This window comes from Pseudoclavibacter terrae, from assembly GCF_008831075.1.
Classification (GTDB): domain Bacteria; phylum Actinomycetota; class Actinomycetes; order Actinomycetales; family Microbacteriaceae; genus Pseudoclavibacter; species Pseudoclavibacter terrae.
In genome coordinates this window covers 232622-251356 of sequence record NZ_WBJX01000005.1, presented here as the reverse complement: position 1 = coordinate 251356, position 18735 = coordinate 232622, and the positions used below count along the sequence as shown (strand labels likewise).

Sequence of the window (18735 nt, the reverse complement as noted above, 5' to 3'; positions counted from 1 at the left end):
CGACTTGACGCACGAACGATCACCGCGCAGGATGTGTGAGCAACACCGCTGTTGCACCCGAGAGGAGCCGCGATGGACTCCGCACGCGACCCCATGTCGCCCCCGATCCAGGCGCCCGCCCCGTTCCAGGCGCCACAAGCAGGAGCGACGGCGGATGCACGCTTCGACGTCGTGCTCGCCGGCTCCGTCTTCTTCGACATCGTCTTCACCGACCTGCATGGTGTGCCGAGCGCCGGCACCGAGGTGTGGGCAGACGGCATGGGGTCGACGCCGGGTGGCATCGCGAACCTGGCGGTCGCCGCCAGCCGTCTCGGGCTCACGACCTCCCTCGCGTCGGTCTTCGGCGACGACGTCTACGGGCGCTGGTGCTGGGAGCTCCTCGAGGAGCACGAGGGCATCGACCTGAGTCGCTCGCGCCGCTTCGAGAACTGGCACACCGCCGTCACCGTCTCGGTGGCGCAGCACGGCGACCGCAGCATGATCACCCACGGGCACCCGAGCCCGATCTCGAGCGACGCGCTGCTGAGCGACGGCATCTCGAGCCGCACCGCGCTCACCGAGCTGGGCGTCATGTCGAGCCTCGAGCAGGAGCCGTGGTGGCTGCGCGCTGCCGGCCAGGGCACCCGCATCTTCGCCGACGTCGGCTGGGACGACACGGGCGCGTGGGACCCGGCCGTCCTCGAACCGCTCTCCTCCTGCTACGCGTTCCTGCCGAACGAGCGAGAGGCAGTCGAGTACACGCGCACCGAGTCGCCGCTCGCCGCAGCCCGCGCGCTCGCCGCGCACGTGCCGTTCGTCGTCGTGACCTGCGGCAAGGACGGCGCGATCGGCATCGACTCCGCGACGGGCGAGGAGGTCCGGGTGCCGGCCGTGCCGGTTCGCGCGTACGACGCGACGGGGGCTGGAGACGTGTTCGGCGCATCCTTCGTGCTCGGGACGCTGCGCGACTGGCCGCTCGAGCAGCGCCTCACGTTCTCCGCGCTGTGCTCCGCGCTCGCCGTGCAGCAGTTCGGGGGCTCGCTCGCCGCACCCGGCTGGGGTGACATCGCTGACTGGTGGGAGGCGACGCGAGCTTCCGGCGATGCCGACCTCATCCGGCGCTACGGCTTCCTGCAGGATGTGCTTCCCCCCGAGCGTGCCGGCGCGGTGCGCCGTGCGGAGGCGACCTTCCGCCTCATCGACCATTTCCCTCCCGGAAGGCACACCATCTCGGGCGCGCAGGGTGCCGCCCCGCGCGACGAGCGTCCCGCCGGCTGACGCCCAAGCGATATCTTTACCCTCTGCTCCCCCGCTGCGATAGGAAGGCCCAACATGTACGAGAAGCACCGGAGAACCGCGGCGGCCGCAGGCGGCTTGGCGCTCGTCCTCGCACTGGCGGGCTGCGCGCCGGGCACCGGCCAGACGGACGGCCCGGCCGAGCCGGCAGGCGACATCAGCACCGACATCTCGCAGGTCGGGGACGTGACGCTCACCGTCTGGGACCAGGAGGTGCGCGGCGGGCAGAACGAGCAGATCGAGCAGTTGAACGCGGCGTTCGAGGAGCTGTATCCGAACGTGACGATCGAGCGGAACTCGCAGGCCTTCGACGACCTGGCGACGACGCTGCGCCTGGCGCTCACCGACGACAACGCGCCCGACGTCGTGCAGGCCAACAACGGCCGGAACACGATGGGGGCGTTCGTCGAGGCCGGGCAGCTGCGCCCGCTCGACGACTACGCGGAGGCGTACGGCTGGTTCGACCGCTACCAGGAGTCGATCCTGCAGTACTCGACGTACAGCGAGGACGCGAAGGTGTTCGGCGAGGGCAACCTGTACGGCCTCCCCCAGGTCGGCGAGGTCGTGGGCATCTTCTACTCGAAGGCGAAGCTCGACAAGCTCGGCATCGAGGTGCCCGGCACCTGGTCGGAGTTCGATGCAGCACTCGCGACAGCGAAGGCGGCGGGCGAGACGCCCATGCAGCTCGGCAACATCGAGCAGTGGCCGGCCGGGCACGTGTTCGGTCCGCTGCAGGGTGGCTACGTGGATGCGGAGACCGTCACGAACCTCGGGCTCGGCAACCCCGGCGCGAGCTGGACGACTCCGGAGAACGTGGAGGCGGCGTCCGCACTCAAGGGCTGGGTGGACGACGGCTACTTCAATGCTGGCGTGAACGGCACCGACTACGACGCGGCCTGGCAGGCGCTTGCCGAGGGCAACGGCGTCTTCCTCATCGGCGGCTCCTGGCTCGCGGCCGACCTCGAGGCGACCATGGGCGACGACCTCGGCTTCTTCGTGCCGAAGACGGATGATGGCGCGCTGGCGACGACCGGCGGCACCGGCCTCCCGTTCGCGATGACCTCGGCAGCCGACAACACCGATGTCGCCGCCGCGTACATCGACTTCCTGACGAGCGATGACGCCATGCAGATCCTCGCCGACACGGGCAACCTGCCCGTGAACAAGTCCGCTGAGCTCGCGCCGGAGTCTGGTGTCTTCGCCGACATCTACGGGGCGTTCGGCGAGGTCACCGAGTCGGGCAGCGTGCTCCCCTACCTGGACTACGCGACGCCGACCTTCGGCGACACGATCGGCCAGTCCCTGCAGGGGCTCATCGACGGACAGCTCACGCCAGAGCAGTTCACCGAGGCCCTCGAGACCGACTACGCGGCCTTCACTGCAGCGAACGAGTGAGCCGAGTGTCGTCGCAGCTGAGGAGCATCCGTCTGGGCCTGGCCGCGCGAGTGCGGCCCGAGCGTCTCCGCGGATGACGGTCGAGAACCCCACGGCGCGCAAGCGCCGCCCAGCGAGGGGTGCCAGCCGTGGCACCCCCGCCTGGGTGCCGTTCGCGTACCTCGCGCCCGCGTTCCTCCTCTACGGCACGTTCCTGCTGTTCCCACTCGGTCGGGCCGTGCAGTTCTCGTTTTTCGAGTGGGACGGGCTGGGCGCATCCACCTTCGTCGGCTTCGACAACTACGTGCAGATCGTGCAGGACGAGCGGCTGCGTGAGGCGTTCGGGCACGCGTTCGTGCTCATCTTCTTCTACGCGATCCTGCCGCTCGCGGTCGGGCTCATGCTCGCGGCCATCCTGACGCGCGCGAAGGTGCGGGGCCTCGGCTTCTTCCGCACCCTCATCTTCCTGCCGCAGGTCATCGCGATGGTCGTCGTCGCCGTCACGTGGCGGCAGATCTACGCGCCCGACGGACCGCTCAACGGGCTGCTGCGCCTCGTGGGGCTCGAGAGCTGGACGCGGGCGTGGCTCGGCGACTACACCTTCACCCTGCCAGCCGTGGGGCTCATCGGCTCGTGGGTGTCGCTCGGCCTCGTGACCGTGCTGCTCATGGCCGGCATGAGCCGCGTGCCGAAGGAGCTGTACGAGGCCGCGAGGCTCGACGGCGCGGGACCCGTGCGCGAGTTCTTCTCCATCACCCTGCCGTCGGTGCGTGGCGAGATCACGGTCGCCCTGACCCTCACGATCGTCGCCGCGCTCAAGACCTTCGACCTCATCTACGTCACCACGAGCGGCGGGCCCGGCACATCGACGACCGTGCCGAGCTTCGAGGTGTACCGGCGGGCGTTCGAGCTCGGCGAGGTCGGGGCCGCCACGGCAGTCGGCGCTGTGCTCACGCTCATCGTCTTCGCCATCAACTTCGTCGTGAACCGGATCGGGGACCGCGCATGAACGTCTCCGTCTTCGAGAAGGTCGCCAACTACCTGATCCTCGGCGTCTTCGGGCTCGTCATCCTCGGACCGATCAGCGTCATCGTGGCGCTCGCGTTCGGTCCGGAGAACGCGACCGTCGCCCAGGAGGGGCGCATCTTCCACTGGGAGAACTTCCCCACGGCCTGGGAGGTCGCCCGCTTCGGGCAGTACATGCTCACGTCGGTGGTCGTCGCGGCGATCGTGGTGGTCGTCGCCGTGCTCGCGTCCATCCTCGCCGGCTACGCGCTCGGCACCATGAAGTTCCGCGGCGCGACGTCGATCTTCTACCTGTTCCTCCTCGGCATCATGGTGCCGACGGAGGCGTTCATCGTGCCCCTCTACTTCGACCTGCGCACCGTCGGGCTGACGAACACGGTGTGGGGGGTCGCGTTCCCGCAGATCGCCATGTCGATCGCGTTCGGCACGTTCTGGATGCGCACCTACTTCCGCTCCTCGAGCCAGGCCCTCATCGACGCGGCCAAGCTCGACGGAGCCGGGTCCATGCGCATCCTGTGGCAGGTGCTCGTGCCGATCGGCCGGCCCGCCATCCTCACGCTGGTGCTGCTGACGTTCATGTGGACCTGGAACGAGTTCCTCATCCCCCTCGTGATGTCGCCCGACGGCAGCGTGCGCACGGCGCCTCTCGGCCTCGCCTTCTTCCAGGGCCAGTACACGCAGGGCACGGCGCTGCTCGCGGCGGGCGCCATCATGGTCGCGCTGCCCGTCGTGGTGCTCTACATCTTCCTGCAGCGCCACTTCATCCAGGGGATGCTCGAGGGGGCGGTCAGGGAGTAGCTGGCCGGTGTGCGCGGGGCACGGCGCGCGTCGCCTCGCCCGTGTAGTCGGCGAGCAGGGGCGGCGGCAGCGGGCCCTTGATGCGCTGGCCCGCCTGCTTCTCCTCCCAGGCGTGGGCGAGGATCCCCACGGAGCGCGACAGCACGAAGAGGCCCCTCGCGAGCTCCGGCTGGACGCCGAGCTCGGCGTACACGATGGCGGAGATGCCGTCGATGTTCATCGGGATGCGCCGCTCCCCCCGCTCGAGCGCGCGCTCGAGCGCCAGACCGGCGGCGAGGTAGCGACCCGAGATATCACCCCTCGCGACGGCCTCCTCGACGAGCCGCAGCAGCGGGTCGCGGCGCGGGTCGCGGGGGTGGAACCGGTGCCCGAAGCCCGGCACGAACGCGCCCCGGCCCTTGTGATCGGCGATCGCCTCGCGGGCGAGCTGCTCCAACGCGATCCCTTCGGACTCGTGCCGCTCGACGAGGTCGTTGAGCAGCTGGACGCACTGCTGGCCGGCACCGCCGTGCGTGTCGCCGAGCACGTTCACGCCGTTGGCGACGGCCGAGTTGAGGCCCACGCCGCAGGTCGCGGCCATGCGCGCGCTGGCGATCGACGGCGCCTGGGGGCCGTGGTCGACGCTCGCGACGAGCGTCGCCTCGAGGAGCTCGGACACGGCCCTCGTCGGGAGCGCCCCGGTCGTGAGGAGCCAGATCGTGCTCACGAACCCGACGTTGCCGATGACCTCCTCGATCGGGTAGCCGCGGAGCTCGATCTCCCCTGGGGCGATGCGGGTGACGCTGGTGCTCCACCATGCGGTCGCGTCGTCGACGGTGGGCTGGTGGCCGGTGGTGCTGCTCATACGGCTCGCTCCTCGTGAAGTGCTCGGATCTGCCCGTCGTCGTAGCCGAGCTCGTGCAGGATCTCGTCGGTGTGCTCGCCGAGCCCCGGTGGCGGGACGGTCGGGGCGCTCGGTCGGTCATCGAGGCGGATGCCGTTGCCGAGCACCCGCAGGGTCTCGCCGTCGCGCCCGGGGAAGGGCAGGTCGTGCACGAGCTCCCGGTCGACGATCTGCGGGCTGGCGAGCATCTCCGGAACGGTGAGGACGGCAGCCGCCGGCACGCCCCGTTCCGAGAGCAGGTCCTCCCAGTGCGGCGTGTCGTGCGCGCTCAGCGCCTGCTCGATCTCGCGCGTGAGCTCCGCCCGGAAGCGCTTGCGATCCTCCCGGTCCCGGAAGCGCGGGTCGTCGGCCAGCTCGGGTCGGCCGATCGCCGCGACGAGCGCGACGAACTGCTCCTGCTTGTTCGCTGCGATGTTGAGCGCCCCGGTCGCCGTCTGGAAGGTCCCGGACGGTGCGGCCGTGCCGTTGTCGTTGCCGAGGGCGCGTGGCACCTGGTCGGCGACGAGGTGGTTCGACACGACCCACCCCATTGCGGTGACGGCGGTCTCGAGCATCGACACGTCGATGCTCGAGCCCACCCCGGTGCGCTCGCGTCCGTGCAGTGCGGACGAGATCGCGAACGCGGCCGCGAGCCCGCCGAGTGTGTCGGCGATCGGGTAGCCGGCCCGGAGCGGGGAGGTCTCCGGGGTGCCGGTGACGCTCATCATCCCGGACCCGCCCTGGATGATCTGGTCGTAGGCGGGCTTGGAGCGCAGCGGTCCCGTCTGGCCGAAGCCGGAGATGGCGCAGTAGACGAGCCTGCTGTTGATGGCCCGCAGCGCATCCCAGCCGAAGCCGAGCCGCTCGAGCACGCCTGGCCGGAAGTTCTCGCAGAGCACGTCCGCCTCGGCGACCAGGCGCCGCATGACCTCCCGGCCTCCGTCCGACTTCAGGTCGAGCGTGATCGAGCGCTTCTGGGCGTTCTGCGCCAGGAAGGAGACCCCCATCAGGCTGCCGTTGAGCTCGGAGTCGGCGCCGAGCCTGCGGGCGAGGTCTCCCCCGTCCGGCACTTCGACCTTGATGACCTCCGCCCCCATGAGGGCGAGCTGGTAGCAGGCGTACGGCCCTGCCAGCACGTTGGTCATGTCGAGCACGCGGACTCCCGCGAGTGGGCCTGATGGGGTCTCGGTCATACCGTGACTTCCTTTCTCGCGGCGAGCTTCGCGCGGACGACCCGCACGATGACGAACGCCACGGTGAGTGCGAGGACGGAGTAGAGGGTGATCGTGATGGGGCTGTCGATGAGCACGCCGGGGTCGCCCTCGCTGACCGCCATCGCCCGGCGGAACTCGGTCTCGGCGAGCGGCCCGAGGATGATCGCGATGAGCATCGGGGCGACGGGCAGCCCGTAGCGCCGCATCGTGAATCCGATGAGCCCGATGACGACGACGAGCACGAGGTCGAGGATCTTGCCGCTCGTGGCGTAGACGCCGAGCATCGCGAAGAGCGTGATGCTCGCGTACAGGTAGTGGCGTGGGATCTTCAGCAGCTTCGCCCAGAGCGGCGCGAAGGGGAGGTTGAGGATGAGGAGCACGACCATGCCGATGAAGAAGCTCGCGAGCAGCGCCCAGACGAGTTCGCTGGAGCGCTCGAAGAGCAGCGGCCCTGGCTGGAGACCGTACTGCCGGAACGCCGCGAGGAGGATCGCCGCGGTGGCCGAGGTGGGCAGGCCGAGCGCGAGCAGCGCGCCCATGGCGGTTCCCGCTGTGGCGTTTCCAGCTGCTTCAGGGCCCGCGACACCCTGGATGGCGCCGAAGCCGAACATCGGCTTCTTGCGACGTTTGTCGAGCCGACGCTCGGCGCCGTACGAGAGGAACGTCGGCACCTCGGCGCCGCCGACGGGGATGATGCCGAAGGGGATGCCGATGGCGGTTCCGCGGAGCCAGGCCGGCAGCGCCTGACGCAGCTCGCGCAGCGACAGCCAGAGGCGTCCCTTCGACTGGATGAGACCGGTGTCGTCGGAGTAGCCGCGACGTCCCGCGACGGCGAAGACCTCGCCGAGCGCGAGCAGGCCGACCGTGATGACGACGATGTCGATGCCGTCGAAGAGCTCGGGGATGCCAGCCGTGAAGCGCGATGTGCCCGAGATCGAGTCGATGCCGACGACGGAGATGGCAAGGCCGAGGACGAGCGCCGCGAGACCGCGGATGATGGACTGCGTCACGACCGCCGAGATCGCGATGAACGCGAAGATGGCGAGTGCCAGGTACTCGGCTGGGCCGAACAGCGTCGCGAGTTCCGCGAGTCGAGGCGCGAAGAAGACGACGAGGATCGACGCGAGGATGCCGCCGATGAAGGCTCCGATGGCCGAGGTGGCGAGGGCCTGAGCCGCTCGTCCGTTCTTGGCCATGGCATGGCCTTCGATCGATCCGGCGATCGCCGTGCTGTTGCCTGGCGTGTTCATGAGGATGCCGGCGATCGAATCGCCGAAGAGCCCACCGAAGAGCACGCCAGCGAACATGATGAAGGCGCCGATGGGGTCGAGCGAGAACGTGACGGGGAGGAGGAGGGCGACGGCCATCGCCGAGCCGAGGCCGGGGAGGACCCCGACGGCCGTGCCGAGCACGGCGCCGATGAGGACCCAGAGCATGTTGATGGGGGTCAGGACCGTGAGGAACCCTTCCCCGAGGTTTGCGAGCGTATCCATCAGAGGACTCCTACGAAGATGCCGGGAGGAAGGTTGAGGCCGAGCCCGATCGAGAACGCGATCTGCACGATGGACGACATCGCGAGCGCGAGGAAGATGTCGAACACGGGTCGGCGGCTGCCGAGGGCCCTGGAGATGCCCCAGAAGAGGAAGGCGCCGGAGAGCAGCCAGCCGAGCGGGGTGAGCGCGGCGATGAAGACGATCGTCGTGCCGAGGGCGCCAAGCAGGGAGCGGATGTTGGTGCGCGGCCTGATGTGCTCGGCCGCGAGCTCCTTGTCCTGCACGATCGCGAGCTCGTCGCGGTCGAAGTCGGAGAGCTCCTCGACCTCTTGGTCGACGACCCTCTTCTCGCCTCGGAGCTCGGCCAGGTCCGGCTCTGCCACTCGCTCAGGTTCCGGATTGCGGATGACGTCGATGGCCAGGAAGGCCGCCACGATGAAGATCGCGACCGAGATGATTGCCGGGAACACCTGCGGGCCCGGCTGCGAGACGTTGCTCGGCACGGCCATCGTGACGGTGCCGATGACGAGGCCGATCCCCACGAGGGTGAGGATTCCGGGCACGACGAGTCCGGTGCGGCGGCGCCACCAGCCAGGGCTCGCGGTGGTGTCGTGCTGCGTCCACGCTGAGGTGGGGATGACGCCGGTCATAGTCCGAGCTCCTCGATGATCTGGTCGACTCTCGCCTGGTCTTCTTCGATGAAGGCGGCGAATTCGTCGCCCGTGAGCACTGCTGGCTCCCAGTTGTTGCGTTCGAGCGTGTCCTGCCATTCGGGAGTGGCGACCATCTCCTCGAAGATCGAGACGAGCTGGTCGCGTTCTGCGTCCGTGATGCCGGGAGGGGCGACGATGCCTCGCCAGTTGGGGAGGTGGACGTCGACGCCCTGGTCCATGAGGGAGGGGATGTCGATGCCGTCGACGGGCGCTTCCGCAGACACGGCGAGCGCGCGGAGGTTGCCCGCCTCGATCTGGTCGCTGAACTCGTTGTAGCCGCTGACGCCGACGGCGACGGTGTTCGAGAGCAGCGCGGTGAGCACCTCGCCGCCGCCCGCGTATGAGACGTAGTTGAGCTCGGCCGGGTCGATGCCGACATCCTCCGCGACGAGACCGGCGAGGAGATGGTCGGTGCCGCCGACGCCGCCACCGCCCACGGCGAGCGCGTGCGGGTCCGTCTTCCAGTCGGCGATGAAGTCATCCAGGGTCTCGTATGGCGAGTCCGCGGGCACGATGAACACCTCGTAGTCCTCGGCGAGCCGCACGATCGGCGTCGTGTCGGAGAGGTCGACGGCGGAGTCGTTGACGTTGATCGCGCCCATCATGACCGTCCCCGTCATCATGAGGTTGGTCGGGTCGGCCCCGAGGCCAACGAACTGCGACAGTCCGATGGTGCCTCCGGCGCCGGGCACGTTGACGACCTGGACGTTGTTGACGATCCCGTCTGCGCGCAGCGCCTGCTGCGCCTCGCGTGCCACACCGTCCCATCCACCGCCAGGCGCTGCCGGCGCCATGAACGTGAGCTTCGTACTCGGGTCGGTCCCGGTCGTCGAGTCGCTGGCGTCGAACGCCGCGATCCCGACGAGCACGGCGGTCGCGGCGATGCCGAGTCCGCCCATGAGCTTCCGTCTTGCTGTCACGATCACTCCCTTGTGATTGACTTGTCCACACAGCGGACACTTCTGTCCACCAGATGGTACGCTAGTGTGACCGGGCAAGCAAACGATCCGAAGCCGGAGACCCCATGACAAGCGCCGACGACGCACCCGCCCAGCGGTCAGAGCCGGGTGGCATCCGCGCCGTGAGCCGGGCCCTCGACGTGCTCGACTGCTTCGAGAACGAAGGCCAGTCACTCGCCGTCGCCGACATCGTCCGCCGCTGCGAGCTCCCGCGCACGACCGTGCTCCGCCTCGTCGATACCCTCGTGGGCGAGCGGATGCTGCAGCTGCTGCCCGACGGCCGCGTGAGCGTCGGCCCCCGCATGATCCGCTGGGGAGCCTTCGCGAAGGCAGCCTGGTCCGCCCCGGCCGCCACGCTCGACCGACTCCGGGAGCTTGCCGAGCAGACGGGTGAGACCGTGAGCCTCTACGTCCGCCGCGACCTCAAGCGCGTCGCCATCGCACAGGCGCCCGGCCGACACACGATCCGCCACGTCGTCCAGGTCGGCGACGAGCTGCCCATCTGGCTCGGCGCCGCATCGACAACCCTCCTCAGTGGAGAACGACCCGACGTCCTCGACGCGGTGCTCGCGCAGCTCGATGCCGACGAGGACATCGACGTCGACACCGCCGCGCTGCGCCGACGTGTGGACAAGATCCGCGAGCAGGGCTGGGGCCTCAGCCACGGCGAGCGGGAGTCCGGCAACAGCGGGCTAGCGATGCTCGTGCCCGAGAACCCGGACCGGCCGCACCTGCAGCCCGTCGTCGTGGTGCTCGGCGGACCCACGGCCAGATTCGTCGACGCTCGCATCCCCGAGTTCGTCGACGCGCTCCGCACCTGCGTGCGCGATGTGCCACGCACCGGGTTGCCGCCAGCCCTCGAATGACCTCGCGGTGCGGTCCGAGACCGCCCGCGCCCACAAGCCAAGCAGGACCTTGAACCGACGAAGGAGACGGTGCGATGAGCGCAACGGTGTTCGTGACGGCCCCACGACTCGGTCAGGCCGGGGTTCGAACCCTGGAGGACGCCGGAAGCAGGATCATCTACTTGCCTGACGGCGGCGGTCGCACCGAGGTCGAGGAGATCATGGCCAGCGAAGCGGTCGACGGGGTCATCTCCCGCACCGTCGAGCTGTCCGCCGCCGCCATCGAGGCCAGTCCGCGGCTCCGGGTCATCTCGAAGCACGGCGTCGGCGTCGGCAACATCGACGTCGACGCGGCGACCGCCCGTGGAATACCGGTGTTCACCACGCCGGGGGCCAACGCCCAATCGGTCGCCGAGCTCACGATCGCGCTCATGTTCAACGCCGCACGCCGAGTGTCCTGGATGGACGCGGAGATCCGAGCGGGACGCTGGAGCAGAGCCCAGGACGGGCGGCAGCTGGCGGGCGGGACGCTCGGCCTCGTCGGTGCAGGCCAGATCGGGCAGCGGGTCGCGCGCACCGCGGCGGCGACGGGGATGCGCGTGCTGGCCTTCGACCCGGGGTTCGGACTGGACTCCCCCGTCCCGGAGCTGGCCATGGTCGGCAGCCTCGAAGAGCTGCTCGGGCAGGCCGATGTGCTGAGCATCCACGTGCCGCTCAGCGAACGGACGCGCGGCCTCATCGGCGCCCCTCAGCTCGCCCTGCTGCCTGCGGATGCGATCGTGCTGAACACGGCACGCGGGGAGGTCATCGACGAGCCCGCCCTCGTCGAGGCGCTTCGCAGCGGCCAGCTCTTCGCTGCGGGCCTCGACACCACCTGGTCGGAGCCCATGGAGCCGGGCAACCCGCTGCTGGACTGCCCGAACGTGGTCGTCACGCCTCACGTCGGCGGCTCGACCCCGGCGGCCCTGGAGGCCATGGCACTGGCCGCCGCCCGGAACATCCTCGGCTGCCTCGAGGGCACTCCCCCGGACGCGCGGTCCTGCGTGAACCCCACCACTCTCTCGATCGAACGGAGCAACGCATGACCGAGCAGGACCCCACCGCGGCACCCGCCTGGCCGACCGGCTACTTCATCGGCGAGCGTGCACCCGACCTCCCGGCATCGCTGATCGACGCGTTCCGTGAGATCCCCGTCGCCGTCGCCGGCGACTGCCTCGGGCGCTCGGTCGGCGCGCTCGGCCTCCACGCCTACCATGGCGACGCGCCGCTCTCGGGGCAGGCCGTCACCGTGAAGATCCGGCCAGGCGACAACCTCATGGTCCACAAGGCCATGATGGATGCCCACGCGGGCGACGTCATCGTGATCGAAGGCGGCGGCGACCTCAGCCAGGCGGTCATCGGGGGGCTCATCCGCACGAGCGCCATCGCCAAGCGGCTCGGGGGCTTCGTCATCGACGGGGCCCTCCGCGACGTCGCCGAGTGGCGGGAGGGCGGCATGCCCGCCTACGCGCGCGGCCACACGCACCGCGGGCCCACGAAGGACGGGCCGGGCCAGATCAACGTGCCCGTGTCCATCGCGGGCCTCGTCGTGAACCCGGGCGACCTGGTGCTCGGGGACCTCGACGGCGTCCTCGCCGTTCCTGCGCAGCGAGCGGAGTCGCTCCTGCAGGACGCACGCAGGCACCTCGACCGCGAAGCACGCATCCGGAAGCACAACGAAGAAGGCACTGCCGATCCCGAGCGCTTCAACGCGCTCCTGCGACAGAAGGGCCTCCCTGTCTGACGCCGCACCCTGCCACGTGCCGCGACCGCGCCGCCCGAGCGTCGGCTTGTCAAGGGCCGGGACCTCCCACCCAGCCCCGCGTACAGTGATCCGTCGGTCGTCGCGGCACCCCCGAGCCGCGGCCCAGGAGAGGCTTCCCCGTGCGACGGTTCCACTGCGATGTGTGCGAGAACGAGGTCTTCTTCGACTCGGTGTCCTGCGAGCGCTGCTCGTCGAAGCTGGGCTACATGCTCAGCCTCGACGACGTGCTCGTCGAAGGTGGCGACGCGGCGGCCGACGCGGGCCTGCGGCGGTGCGGCAACGCCGAGCTCGCCGGATGCACGTGGCTGACGGCGCAGCCTGGCGGGCTGTGCGAGAGCTGCCAGCTCACCCGCACCCGGCCGAGCGACGCCGACGCGAAGGGGCTGCGCCTCTTCCCCATCGCCGAGGAATCGAAGCGCCACCTCGTCCGCGACCTCACCCGCCTCGGGTTCGCGACCCGCCCCGAGGAGAGCGGGGAGCCCGCGACCGTCGGCCAGGCACCCGTCTTCGACCTGCTCTCGAGCGTGTCAGAGAGCGTCACGATCGGCCACGCCAACGGCGTCATCACGATCGACCTCGCCGAGGGCGACGACAGCTACCGCGAGCAGGTGCGGCAGCGCCTCGCCGAGCCGTACCGCACGATGCTCGGGCACTTCCGCCACGAGAGCGGGCACTACTACGAGTGGCAGCTGGTCGAGCAGACCGACCGCATCGACGAGGCACGGGAGCTGTTCGGCGACGAGCGCGCCGACTACCAGGCCGAGATCGACCGGCACTACGACCAAGGCCCTCCCGAGGGGTGGCAGCGCGACTACCTGAGCAGCTACGCCACGATGCACCCCTACGAGGACTTCGCCGAGACGTGGGCCCACTACCTGCACATCCAGGACACGCTCGAGACGGCCGTGGCCTTCGAGCTGCTGCCCGCGCCGGAACCGGGCGCGTCGGCCCGCGACGTGGTCCTCGACAGCTGGATGCCGTTCGCGACGGCCATGAACGTCGTCAACCGCTCGCTCGGGCAGCGCGACCTCTACCCGTTCGTGCTGCCGGACACGGTCATCGAGAAGCTCGCGTTCATCCACTCGCTGCGCGAGCCCTCGAGCATCCCCGCCTGACCGGGGTCACCCTTAGGCGCCGGATGCGCGCGTCGCGACGATCGCGCCGTGCGGCCGGGCACCCGTATCCGTTCGGGCGTGCGCGTGCTCGATGATGAACCCGGCGTCGTCGAGCAGCCGCGCGAGGTCGGCGATGGGCCAGGTGAAGGCCGTCGCGACCTTGTGCCCGAACGGTTCGACGGCTGACCCCTCGAAGAAGCCGAGCAGCAGCCCGCCACCCGGGCGGATGCACCTCGCCAGTTCCGCGAAGGCGGCCGGCAGCCCGGACGGCTCCGTGTGGATGAGCGAGTACCAGACGAGCGCGCCGCCGAGGCTCGCCGACGGGACCCCGAGCGCCTCCGCCGTCCCCTGGCGATACGCGCAGTCGGGGTGCCGGTGCGCCGCGATGTCGACGAACTCCTGAACGGGGTCGATGCCCTCGATGTCGACGCCGAGCTCACGCAGCCACGCCGTCCAGTGCCCGGGACCGCAGCCGACGTCGAGCACCGGGCCGTCGATCGCGCTCGCCCACCGCTCGACGAGTGCACGATCTTCCGCCGCCGTCGCCGAGATGCTGCCGAGCAGGTCCGCGTACTCCCGCGCCCGACGCCCGTACGCCTCGAACGCCTGCTGTCCCCTCATTCCGTCGCTCCGGAGCGACCGCGGGAGGCGACTCGTGAGGCGCCGTCCATGGCGACGAGCCCTAGCGGGTGATGGTGAGCTGGCCGATCGCGGTCACGGGCGCGACGCGGCCGTCGGACAGCTCGTACTGGCAGCCGACGATGCTGAGCGCGCCGCTGGCGACGGCGTCACTGATGACGCGCGAGCTGCGCACAAGCGCGTTGATCGTCGAGTACAGGTGGCGGCGACCGACGGCATCCGCGTCGATCTGGGCTTCGTCGACGTACGGCGTCGACTGGTCGCTCGTGAACCACTCCTCCTGCACGGAGGGCTGGATGCGAGCGAGCTCGTCCTTGATGGCGGGCGTCACGTCGCGCGGGTGCGCAGTGGTCTGGTTGATGGCCGCCTTGACGGCACCGCAGGAGCCGTGCGCGAGCACCACGATGACCGCGACGCCGAGCTCGGCGACCGCGAACTCCATGGTGGCCGTCGTGTTCTCGTTGGCGATCTGCCCCATGTTGCGGGCGACGAAGAGGTCGCCGAGGCCGCAGTCGAAGAGGATCTCGGCGGCGACGCGCGAGTCGGAGCAGCCGAGGAACGCGGCGTTCGGCGCCTGGCTTCCCGAGATCTCGGTCCGTCGGGCCGCGCTCTGCTGCGGGTGCAGCAGGTCGCCCTTGATGAAGCGCTCGTTGCCCTGGACCAGGTCATCCCACGCCTGCTGGGGGGTGACTCTTGCTGCCGTCATCGTTGCTCCTTCGTGCTGAAACCTGTGACTGCCGGGGGTGCATCCGGTGCCGGATGCGCGAGCCACGTCTGGGGCGTGGCGCCGTCCAAGCGTACTCACCCTCGGGGCGCACGATCCTCCTGAGGAATCGCCAGCCGTCAACGATGCTCCGGAAAGTGTGAGAACGTCAGTTCCCAAGATCAGGGTCGATGGGAGGTGGCGCGTGCGCCGTGGACACAATCTGGGTGCGGTCGGCGAGTTCAACCAGGCCGTCATCCTCGACCTCATCCGCCGCGCACCGGACGGCCTGAGCCGGGTCGAGGTCGCGCAGGCCAGCGGCCTCTCCGCGCAGACCGCCTCGAACATCACGCGCCGCCTCATCGACGGCGGCCTCGTGCGCGAAGGCGAACGCCTCATCACGGGGCCGGGGAAGCCGCGCACGCTGCTGCGCCTCAACGCGTCGAGCCGGTACACCGTGGGCGTGCATCTCGACCCGACCGTGATCACCTACGCCCTCCTCGACCTCGCCGGTTCGGTCGTGGCAGATCATCGCGCACGCACGCCGACGGCACCGGACCCCGCTGGCGTCATCGCCGACATGGCGCACGAGATCTCGGCGATCCTCGAACGCCAGTCGATCCCCCGCGAGCAGGTGCTCGGCGTCGGCATCGCCGCCCCCGGCCCCCTCGACGCCTCCCGCGGCAACGTCCTCGACCCGCCGATGCTCGACGGCTGGGACGTCGTGCCGCTTCGGGATGCGCTCAGCCAGGCGACCGGCTTCCCGGTTGTCCTCGAGAAGGACGTCACTGCGGCCGCGATCGCCGAGCTCTGGGTCGACTCGGGCCCGCGGCGAGACAACTTCGCCTTCTTCTACTACGGCACGGGCATCGGCATCGGGCTCGTCATCAACCACGAGGTGCTGCGCGGCGCGAGCGACAACGCCGGCGACATGGGCCACATCATGGTGCAGGCGGATGGACCCGTCTGCTCGTGCGGGAGGCGCGGCTGCGTGGGCGACCTGGTCGTCCCGCACCGCATCGTGCAGCGGGCGCTCGCCGCGGGTCTGATCGCCGCCGACTCCCCCGTGGATCGCGCCGACTTCGACGACGTCGACCGCCTGTTCACGGAGTTCACGGTGCTCGCCATGCGGCACGACGCCGTCTCGCGAGAGATCGTCATGGGGGTCGCGACGCAGATCTCGCGAGCCATCGTCTCCATCGTGAACCTCCTCGACGTCGACACCATCGTCTTCGGCGGCCCGTTCTGGCGACGCATCGAGCCTGCCCTCCTCGGCGCCATCCGCCACCTCGTGAACACCGACCCGGCCCTCATCCCCAAGCACCCGATCCACATCGAGAACTCCGGCATCGGCGAGGACGTCGCCGCCATCGGGGCAGGCTGCCTCGTGCTCGATCAGAGCCTCGCGCCGCACACCTCCGCGCTGCTGATCTCGCGCTGACCGGCTCCGCCTCGTCCCCTCCGGCGCATGTTCGGGGGCTTGCAAGAATGTCTTGACACGAGTTAATCCAATCGGTTTACTTATGGCAGGCCGAAGGCCCGACACCGATGTCGGACCGCACGGAGAACGGTCGTGGAGCAAAGGAGCACCATGAAAAATCGCACACTCGGGGCCGTGGCAGTCGCCGCCGCCGCCGTGCTTGCACTCTCTGCCTGCGCTGAAGGTGACTCGGGCGGAGGCGACTCGAACACCCTCAAGGTCGCCTACCAGAAGTTCGGGCAGTTCACGCAGATGGACGACCACATGCAGAAGGTCAAGGCCGAATACGAGGCGGCCAACGAAGGCATGACCGTCGAGCTCATCCCGATCGAGGCGCAGGAAGCCGACTACTTCGCGAAGCTCGCCCTCATGAACCGCTCCCCCGCGACGGCTCCGGACGTCATGTACGAGGACACGTTCATGGTCAAGACCGACGTCGAGGCCGGCTACCTCGCTCCCCTCGACGACTACGTCGCCGACTGGGCCGACTGGGAGCAGTTCCCCGAGAACGCCCGTCAGGCTGGGCTCGGCGACGACGGCAAGGTCTACGGCATTCCGATGGGCACCGACACCCGCGCCCTCTGGTACAACCAGGACATCCTGAAGGCCGCAGGCGTGCAGGTGCCGTGGGAGCCGAAGACCTGGGACGACATCATCGCAGCCGCAGAGGCCGTGAAGGCCCACGACCCCAGCATCCGCCCCTTCAACATCTACTCGGGCAAGGCCATGTCAGAGGGCGCCTCGATGCAGGGCTTCCAGATGCTGCTCACCGGCACCGAGGACGAGCTGTTCAACACCGACGAGCAGAAGTGGGTGACGGGCTCGCAGGGCTTCATCGACTCCCTCACGTTCGTCGGCGACATCTACCAGGGTGGCCTCGGGCCGACCCCGCAGGAGGCGCTCGACAAGAACGTCGGCACGAACATCAACACCGACTGGATCCCGAGCGGCCAGCTCGCGATGAGCCTCGACGGCTCATGGGTGAGCGGCACCTGGCTCGAGTCGGGCTCCAAGCCGTGGCCGGAGTGGTCGGACGTCATGCAGGTCACGCCGATGCCGACGCAGGACGGGCAGGACCCGGGCGTCACGAGCATGTCGGGCGGATGGACGCTCGCCATGGGTGCGGGCACGAAGAACCCGGATGCGGCGTGGGACTTCATCAGCCTCGCCCTCAACCAGGAGAACGCGCTGAGCTACGACGTCGCGGCCAGCCAGGTGCCGGTGCGCACCGACGTCGCCGAGGCGCCCGAGTACACGGACGCCAACCCGACCTTCGGGTTCTTCGCGGACCTCGTGCCAGACACGAACTTCCGCCCGGCGAACTCCGACTACTCGCAGGTCTCAGCGGCGATCACGGTGGCCATGGAGGCCGTCATGACCGGCCAGCAGACGCCTGAAGAGGCTGCCGCCGCCTACGACAAGGCCGTCATCGGCATCGTCGGCGAAGAGAACACGACGTCGGCGTCGAGCTGATGACCGCCACCCTCACACCGACCTCGGGGGCGCCCCGCGCCCCCGAGGCCGGGAGGCCAGCACCGAAGCGACGCAAGGCGGTGACACGCCTCACGCGCGGCGTGCCGCTGCTCCCCGCCGTCGGCCTCCTCGCCGTCTTCCTGCTCGGCCCCGTCATCTCGTCGTTCTACGGCTCCTTCACCAACTCGTCGCTGAGCGGTGTCGGTGCCTCGAGCGCAGAGTTCGTGGGCTTCCAGAACTACACCGATCTCTTCGCGAGCCCCGACTTCCCGAAGTCGGTGCTCATCACCCTCATCTTCCTCGTCGCCTCCGCGATCCTCGGGCAGAACGTGCTCGGGCTCGGCCTCGCCGTGCTCATGCAGTCGTCGAACAAGGTCGTCCGCAGCACGGTCAGCACGATCGTCGTGACCGCCTGGGTGCTGCCGGAGATCGTGGCCGCCTTCGCCGCCTACGCGTTCTTCAGCGACGCGGGCACGCTCAACACGATGCTCGCGGCCATCGGCATCACCGGCCCGAACTGGCTCTACACGCTGCCGCTGCTGAGCGTGATCCTCGCCAACACGTGGCGCGGCACCGCCTTCTCGATGCTCGTCTACCGCGCGGCACTCAACGACGTGCCACCGGAGATCACCGAGGCGGCCGAGGTCGACGGCGCGAAGGGGTGGCAGCGCTTCGTCCTCATCACGCTGCCCATGATCCGCCGCAGCATCTCGACGAACCTCATGCTCACGACCCTGCAGACGCTCTCCGTCTTCGCGCTCATCTTCGTGATGACCAACGGCGGGCCAGGCACCGACAGCACCACGCTGCCGCTGCTCGCCTACCAGGAGGCGTTCCGCTTCGGCCAGCTCGGCTTCGGCACCGCCATCGCCACCATGCTCCTGCTCGTCGGCGCGCTCTTCTCGGTCGCCTACATCAGGGCCCTCAAACCGGAGGTGGACTGACCATGACAACCCACGCAT

18 protein-coding genes are annotated in these 18735 nt (G+C 69.5%); 11 read left to right on the top strand and 7 right to left on the bottom strand.

The genetic code is table 11. From position 1 onward, the window contains the following. Positions 1 to 72 precede the first annotated feature (72 nt). The 4 genes from F8O03_RS14925 (at position 73) to F8O03_RS14910 (ending at position 4473) form a co-directional block, all read left to right on the top strand. The gene (locus tag F8O03_RS14925) at positions 73 to 1257 is read left to right on the top strand and encodes a PfkB family carbohydrate kinase (protein ID WP_244296309.1); all 1185 of its coding nucleotides are present in this window, start codon (positions 73 to 75) and stop codon (positions 1255 to 1257) included. A 54-nt stretch (positions 1258 to 1311) separates the two neighbouring features. Then, positions 1312 to 2670: an ABC transporter substrate-binding protein gene (locus tag F8O03_RS14920; RefSeq protein WP_151424565.1), complete on the top strand. Its 1359-nt coding sequence runs from the start codon at positions 1312 to 1314 to the stop codon at positions 2668 to 2670. A 73-nt stretch (positions 2671 to 2743) separates the two neighbouring features. Beyond that, positions 2744 to 3658 (top strand): carbohydrate ABC transporter permease, encoded by a 915-nt coding sequence (locus tag F8O03_RS14915; protein ID WP_104252523.1) that lies wholly within the window; start codon positions 2744 to 2746, stop codon positions 3656 to 3658. Continuing rightward, on the top strand, positions 3655 to 4473 hold the full coding sequence (locus F8O03_RS14910; protein ID WP_151424564.1) for a carbohydrate ABC transporter permease: 819 nt from the start codon (positions 3655 to 3657) through the stop codon (positions 4471 to 4473). Before F8O03_RS14915 ends, F8O03_RS14910 begins: the two co-directional genes overlap by 4 nt. On the opposite strand, the gene F8O03_RS14905 is transcribed toward F8O03_RS14910, so the two are convergent. The 5 genes from F8O03_RS14905 to F8O03_RS14885 are packed head-to-tail and all read right to left on the bottom strand — an operon-like array spanning position 4463 to position 9675. Continuing rightward, positions 4463 to 5317 carry a citryl-CoA lyase gene (locus F8O03_RS14905; protein ID WP_151424563.1) on the bottom strand — a complete coding sequence of 285 codons (855 nt, stop codon included), beginning with the start codon at positions 5315 to 5317 and terminating at the stop codon, positions 4463 to 4465. The genes F8O03_RS14910 and F8O03_RS14905 overlap by 11 nt on opposite strands. Further along, complete coding sequence (locus tag F8O03_RS14900) at positions 5314 to 6528, bottom strand: CaiB/BaiF CoA transferase family protein (protein ID WP_151424562.1); 1215 nt, start codon at positions 6526 to 6528, stop codon at positions 5314 to 5316. Before F8O03_RS14900 ends, F8O03_RS14905 begins: the two co-directional genes overlap by 4 nt. Beyond that, positions 6525 to 8042, bottom strand: a complete 1518-nt coding sequence (locus tag F8O03_RS14895) for a tripartite tricarboxylate transporter permease (protein ID WP_151424561.1) — start codon at positions 8040 to 8042, stop codon at positions 6525 to 6527. The genes F8O03_RS14900 and F8O03_RS14895 overlap by 4 nt, the downstream gene beginning before the upstream one ends. Next, a complete protein-coding gene (locus F8O03_RS14890; protein ID WP_151424560.1) occupies positions 8042 to 8692 on the bottom strand; it encodes a tripartite tricarboxylate transporter TctB family protein in 651 nt (216 codons plus the stop codon). Before F8O03_RS14890 ends, F8O03_RS14895 begins: the two co-directional genes overlap by 1 nt. Then, on the bottom strand, positions 8689 to 9675 hold the full coding sequence (locus tag F8O03_RS14885; protein ID WP_244296308.1) for a Bug family tripartite tricarboxylate transporter substrate binding protein: 987 nt from the start codon (positions 9673 to 9675) through the stop codon (positions 8689 to 8691). Before F8O03_RS14885 ends, F8O03_RS14890 begins: the two co-directional genes overlap by 4 nt. Before the next feature lie 104 nt (positions 9676 to 9779). Here F8O03_RS14885 and F8O03_RS14880 point away from each other — a divergent pair, with 104 nt between their 5' ends. The 4 genes from F8O03_RS14880 to F8O03_RS14865 all read left to right on the top strand — a co-directional run bounded on the left by F8O03_RS14880 (position 9780) and on the right by F8O03_RS14865 (position 13478). After that, complete coding sequence (locus F8O03_RS14880) at positions 9780 to 10580, top strand: IclR family transcriptional regulator (protein WP_151424559.1); 801 nt, start codon at positions 9780 to 9782, stop codon at positions 10578 to 10580. Positions 10581 to 10654: 74 nt separating this feature from the next. Next, a complete protein-coding gene (locus F8O03_RS14875) occupies positions 10655 to 11644 on the top strand; it encodes a hydroxyacid dehydrogenase (protein ID WP_151424558.1) in 990 nt (329 codons plus the stop codon). Further along, positions 11641 to 12342, top strand: coding sequence for an RraA family protein (locus F8O03_RS14870; RefSeq protein WP_151424557.1), 702 nt, complete (start codon positions 11641 to 11643; stop codon positions 12340 to 12342). Before F8O03_RS14875 ends, F8O03_RS14870 begins: the two co-directional genes overlap by 4 nt. A 140-nt stretch (positions 12343 to 12482) precedes the next feature. Then, entirely contained in the window at positions 12483 to 13478 is a 996-nt protein-coding gene (locus F8O03_RS14865) for a zinc-binding metallopeptidase family protein (protein ID WP_151424556.1), read from the top strand. A 12-nt stretch (positions 13479 to 13490) separates the two neighbouring features. Here F8O03_RS14865 and F8O03_RS14860 read toward each other — a convergent pair whose 3' ends face one another. Then, a complete protein-coding gene (locus F8O03_RS14860) occupies positions 13491 to 14099 on the bottom strand; it encodes a class I SAM-dependent methyltransferase (RefSeq protein ID WP_151424555.1) in 609 nt (202 codons plus the stop codon). Positions 14100 to 14160: 61 nt separating this feature from the next. Beyond that, entirely contained in the window at positions 14161 to 14823 is a 663-nt protein-coding gene (locus F8O03_RS14855; protein WP_104252511.1) for a carbonic anhydrase, read from the bottom strand. A gap of 202 nt (positions 14824 to 15025) precedes the next feature. Here F8O03_RS14855 and F8O03_RS14850 point away from each other — a divergent pair, with 202 nt between their 5' ends. The 3 genes from F8O03_RS14850 (at position 15026) to F8O03_RS14840 (ending at position 18717) form a co-directional block, all read left to right on the top strand. After that, positions 15026 to 16261 (top strand): ROK family transcriptional regulator, encoded by a 1236-nt coding sequence (locus F8O03_RS14850; protein ID WP_151424554.1) that lies wholly within the window; start codon positions 15026 to 15028, stop codon positions 16259 to 16261. Between the two features lie 150 nt (positions 16262 to 16411). Next, positions 16412 to 17773 carry an extracellular solute-binding protein gene (locus F8O03_RS14845; RefSeq protein WP_151424553.1) on the top strand — a complete coding sequence of 454 codons (1362 nt, stop codon included), beginning with the start codon at positions 16412 to 16414 and terminating at the stop codon, positions 17771 to 17773. Continuing rightward, on the top strand, positions 17773 to 18717 hold the full coding sequence (locus F8O03_RS14840) for a carbohydrate ABC transporter permease (RefSeq protein WP_151424552.1): 945 nt from the start codon (positions 17773 to 17775) through the stop codon (positions 18715 to 18717). The genes F8O03_RS14845 and F8O03_RS14840 overlap by 1 nt, the downstream gene beginning before the upstream one ends. Positions 18718 to 18735 lie beyond the last annotated feature (18 nt).

What these genes read in the sequence shown, in the direction of transcription:
- F8O03_RS14925 (WP_244296309.1), top strand. Translation starts at nt 73, where the DNA reads ATGGACTCCGCACGCGACCCCATGTCGCCCCCGATCCAGGCGCCCGCC.
- F8O03_RS14920 (WP_151424565.1), top strand. Translation starts at nt 1,312, where the DNA reads ATGTACGAGAAGCACCGGAGAACCGCGGCGGCCGCAGGCGGCTTGGCG.
- F8O03_RS14915 (WP_104252523.1), top strand. Translation starts at nt 2,744, where the DNA reads ATGACGGTCGAGAACCCCACGGCGCGCAAGCGCCGCCCAGCGAGGGGT.
- F8O03_RS14910 (WP_151424564.1), top strand. Translation starts at nt 3,655, where the DNA reads ATGAACGTCTCCGTCTTCGAGAAGGTCGCCAACTACCTGATCCTCGGC.
- F8O03_RS14905 (WP_151424563.1), bottom strand. Translation starts at nt 5,317, where the DNA reads ATGAGCAGCACCACCGGCCACCAGCCCACCGTCGACGACGCGACCGCA.
- F8O03_RS14900 (WP_151424562.1), bottom strand. Translation starts at nt 6,528, where the DNA reads ATGACCGAGACCCCATCAGGCCCACTCGCGGGAGTCCGCGTGCTCGAC.
- F8O03_RS14895 (WP_151424561.1), bottom strand. Translation starts at nt 8,042, where the DNA reads ATGGATACGCTCGCAAACCTCGGGGAAGGGTTCCTCACGGTCCTGACC.
- F8O03_RS14890 (WP_151424560.1), bottom strand. Translation starts at nt 8,692, where the DNA reads ATGACCGGCGTCATCCCCACCTCAGCGTGGACGCAGCACGACACCACC.
- F8O03_RS14880 (WP_151424559.1), top strand. Translation starts at nt 9,780, where the DNA reads ATGACAAGCGCCGACGACGCACCCGCCCAGCGGTCAGAGCCGGGTGGC.
- F8O03_RS14875 (WP_151424558.1), top strand. Translation starts at nt 10,655, where the DNA reads ATGAGCGCAACGGTGTTCGTGACGGCCCCACGACTCGGTCAGGCCGGG.
- F8O03_RS14870 (WP_151424557.1), top strand. Translation starts at nt 11,641, where the DNA reads ATGACCGAGCAGGACCCCACCGCGGCACCCGCCTGGCCGACCGGCTAC.
- F8O03_RS14860 (WP_151424555.1), bottom strand. Translation starts at nt 14,099, where the DNA reads ATGAGGGGACAGCAGGCGTTCGAGGCGTACGGGCGTCGGGCGCGGGAG.
- F8O03_RS14855 (WP_104252511.1), bottom strand. Translation starts at nt 14,823, where the DNA reads ATGACGGCAGCAAGAGTCACCCCCCAGCAGGCGTGGGATGACCTGGTC.
- F8O03_RS14845 (WP_151424553.1), top strand. Translation starts at nt 16,412, where the DNA reads ATGAAAAATCGCACACTCGGGGCCGTGGCAGTCGCCGCCGCCGCCGTG.
- F8O03_RS14840 (WP_151424552.1), top strand. Translation starts at nt 17,773, where the DNA reads ATGACCGCCACCCTCACACCGACCTCGGGGGCGCCCCGCGCCCCCGAG.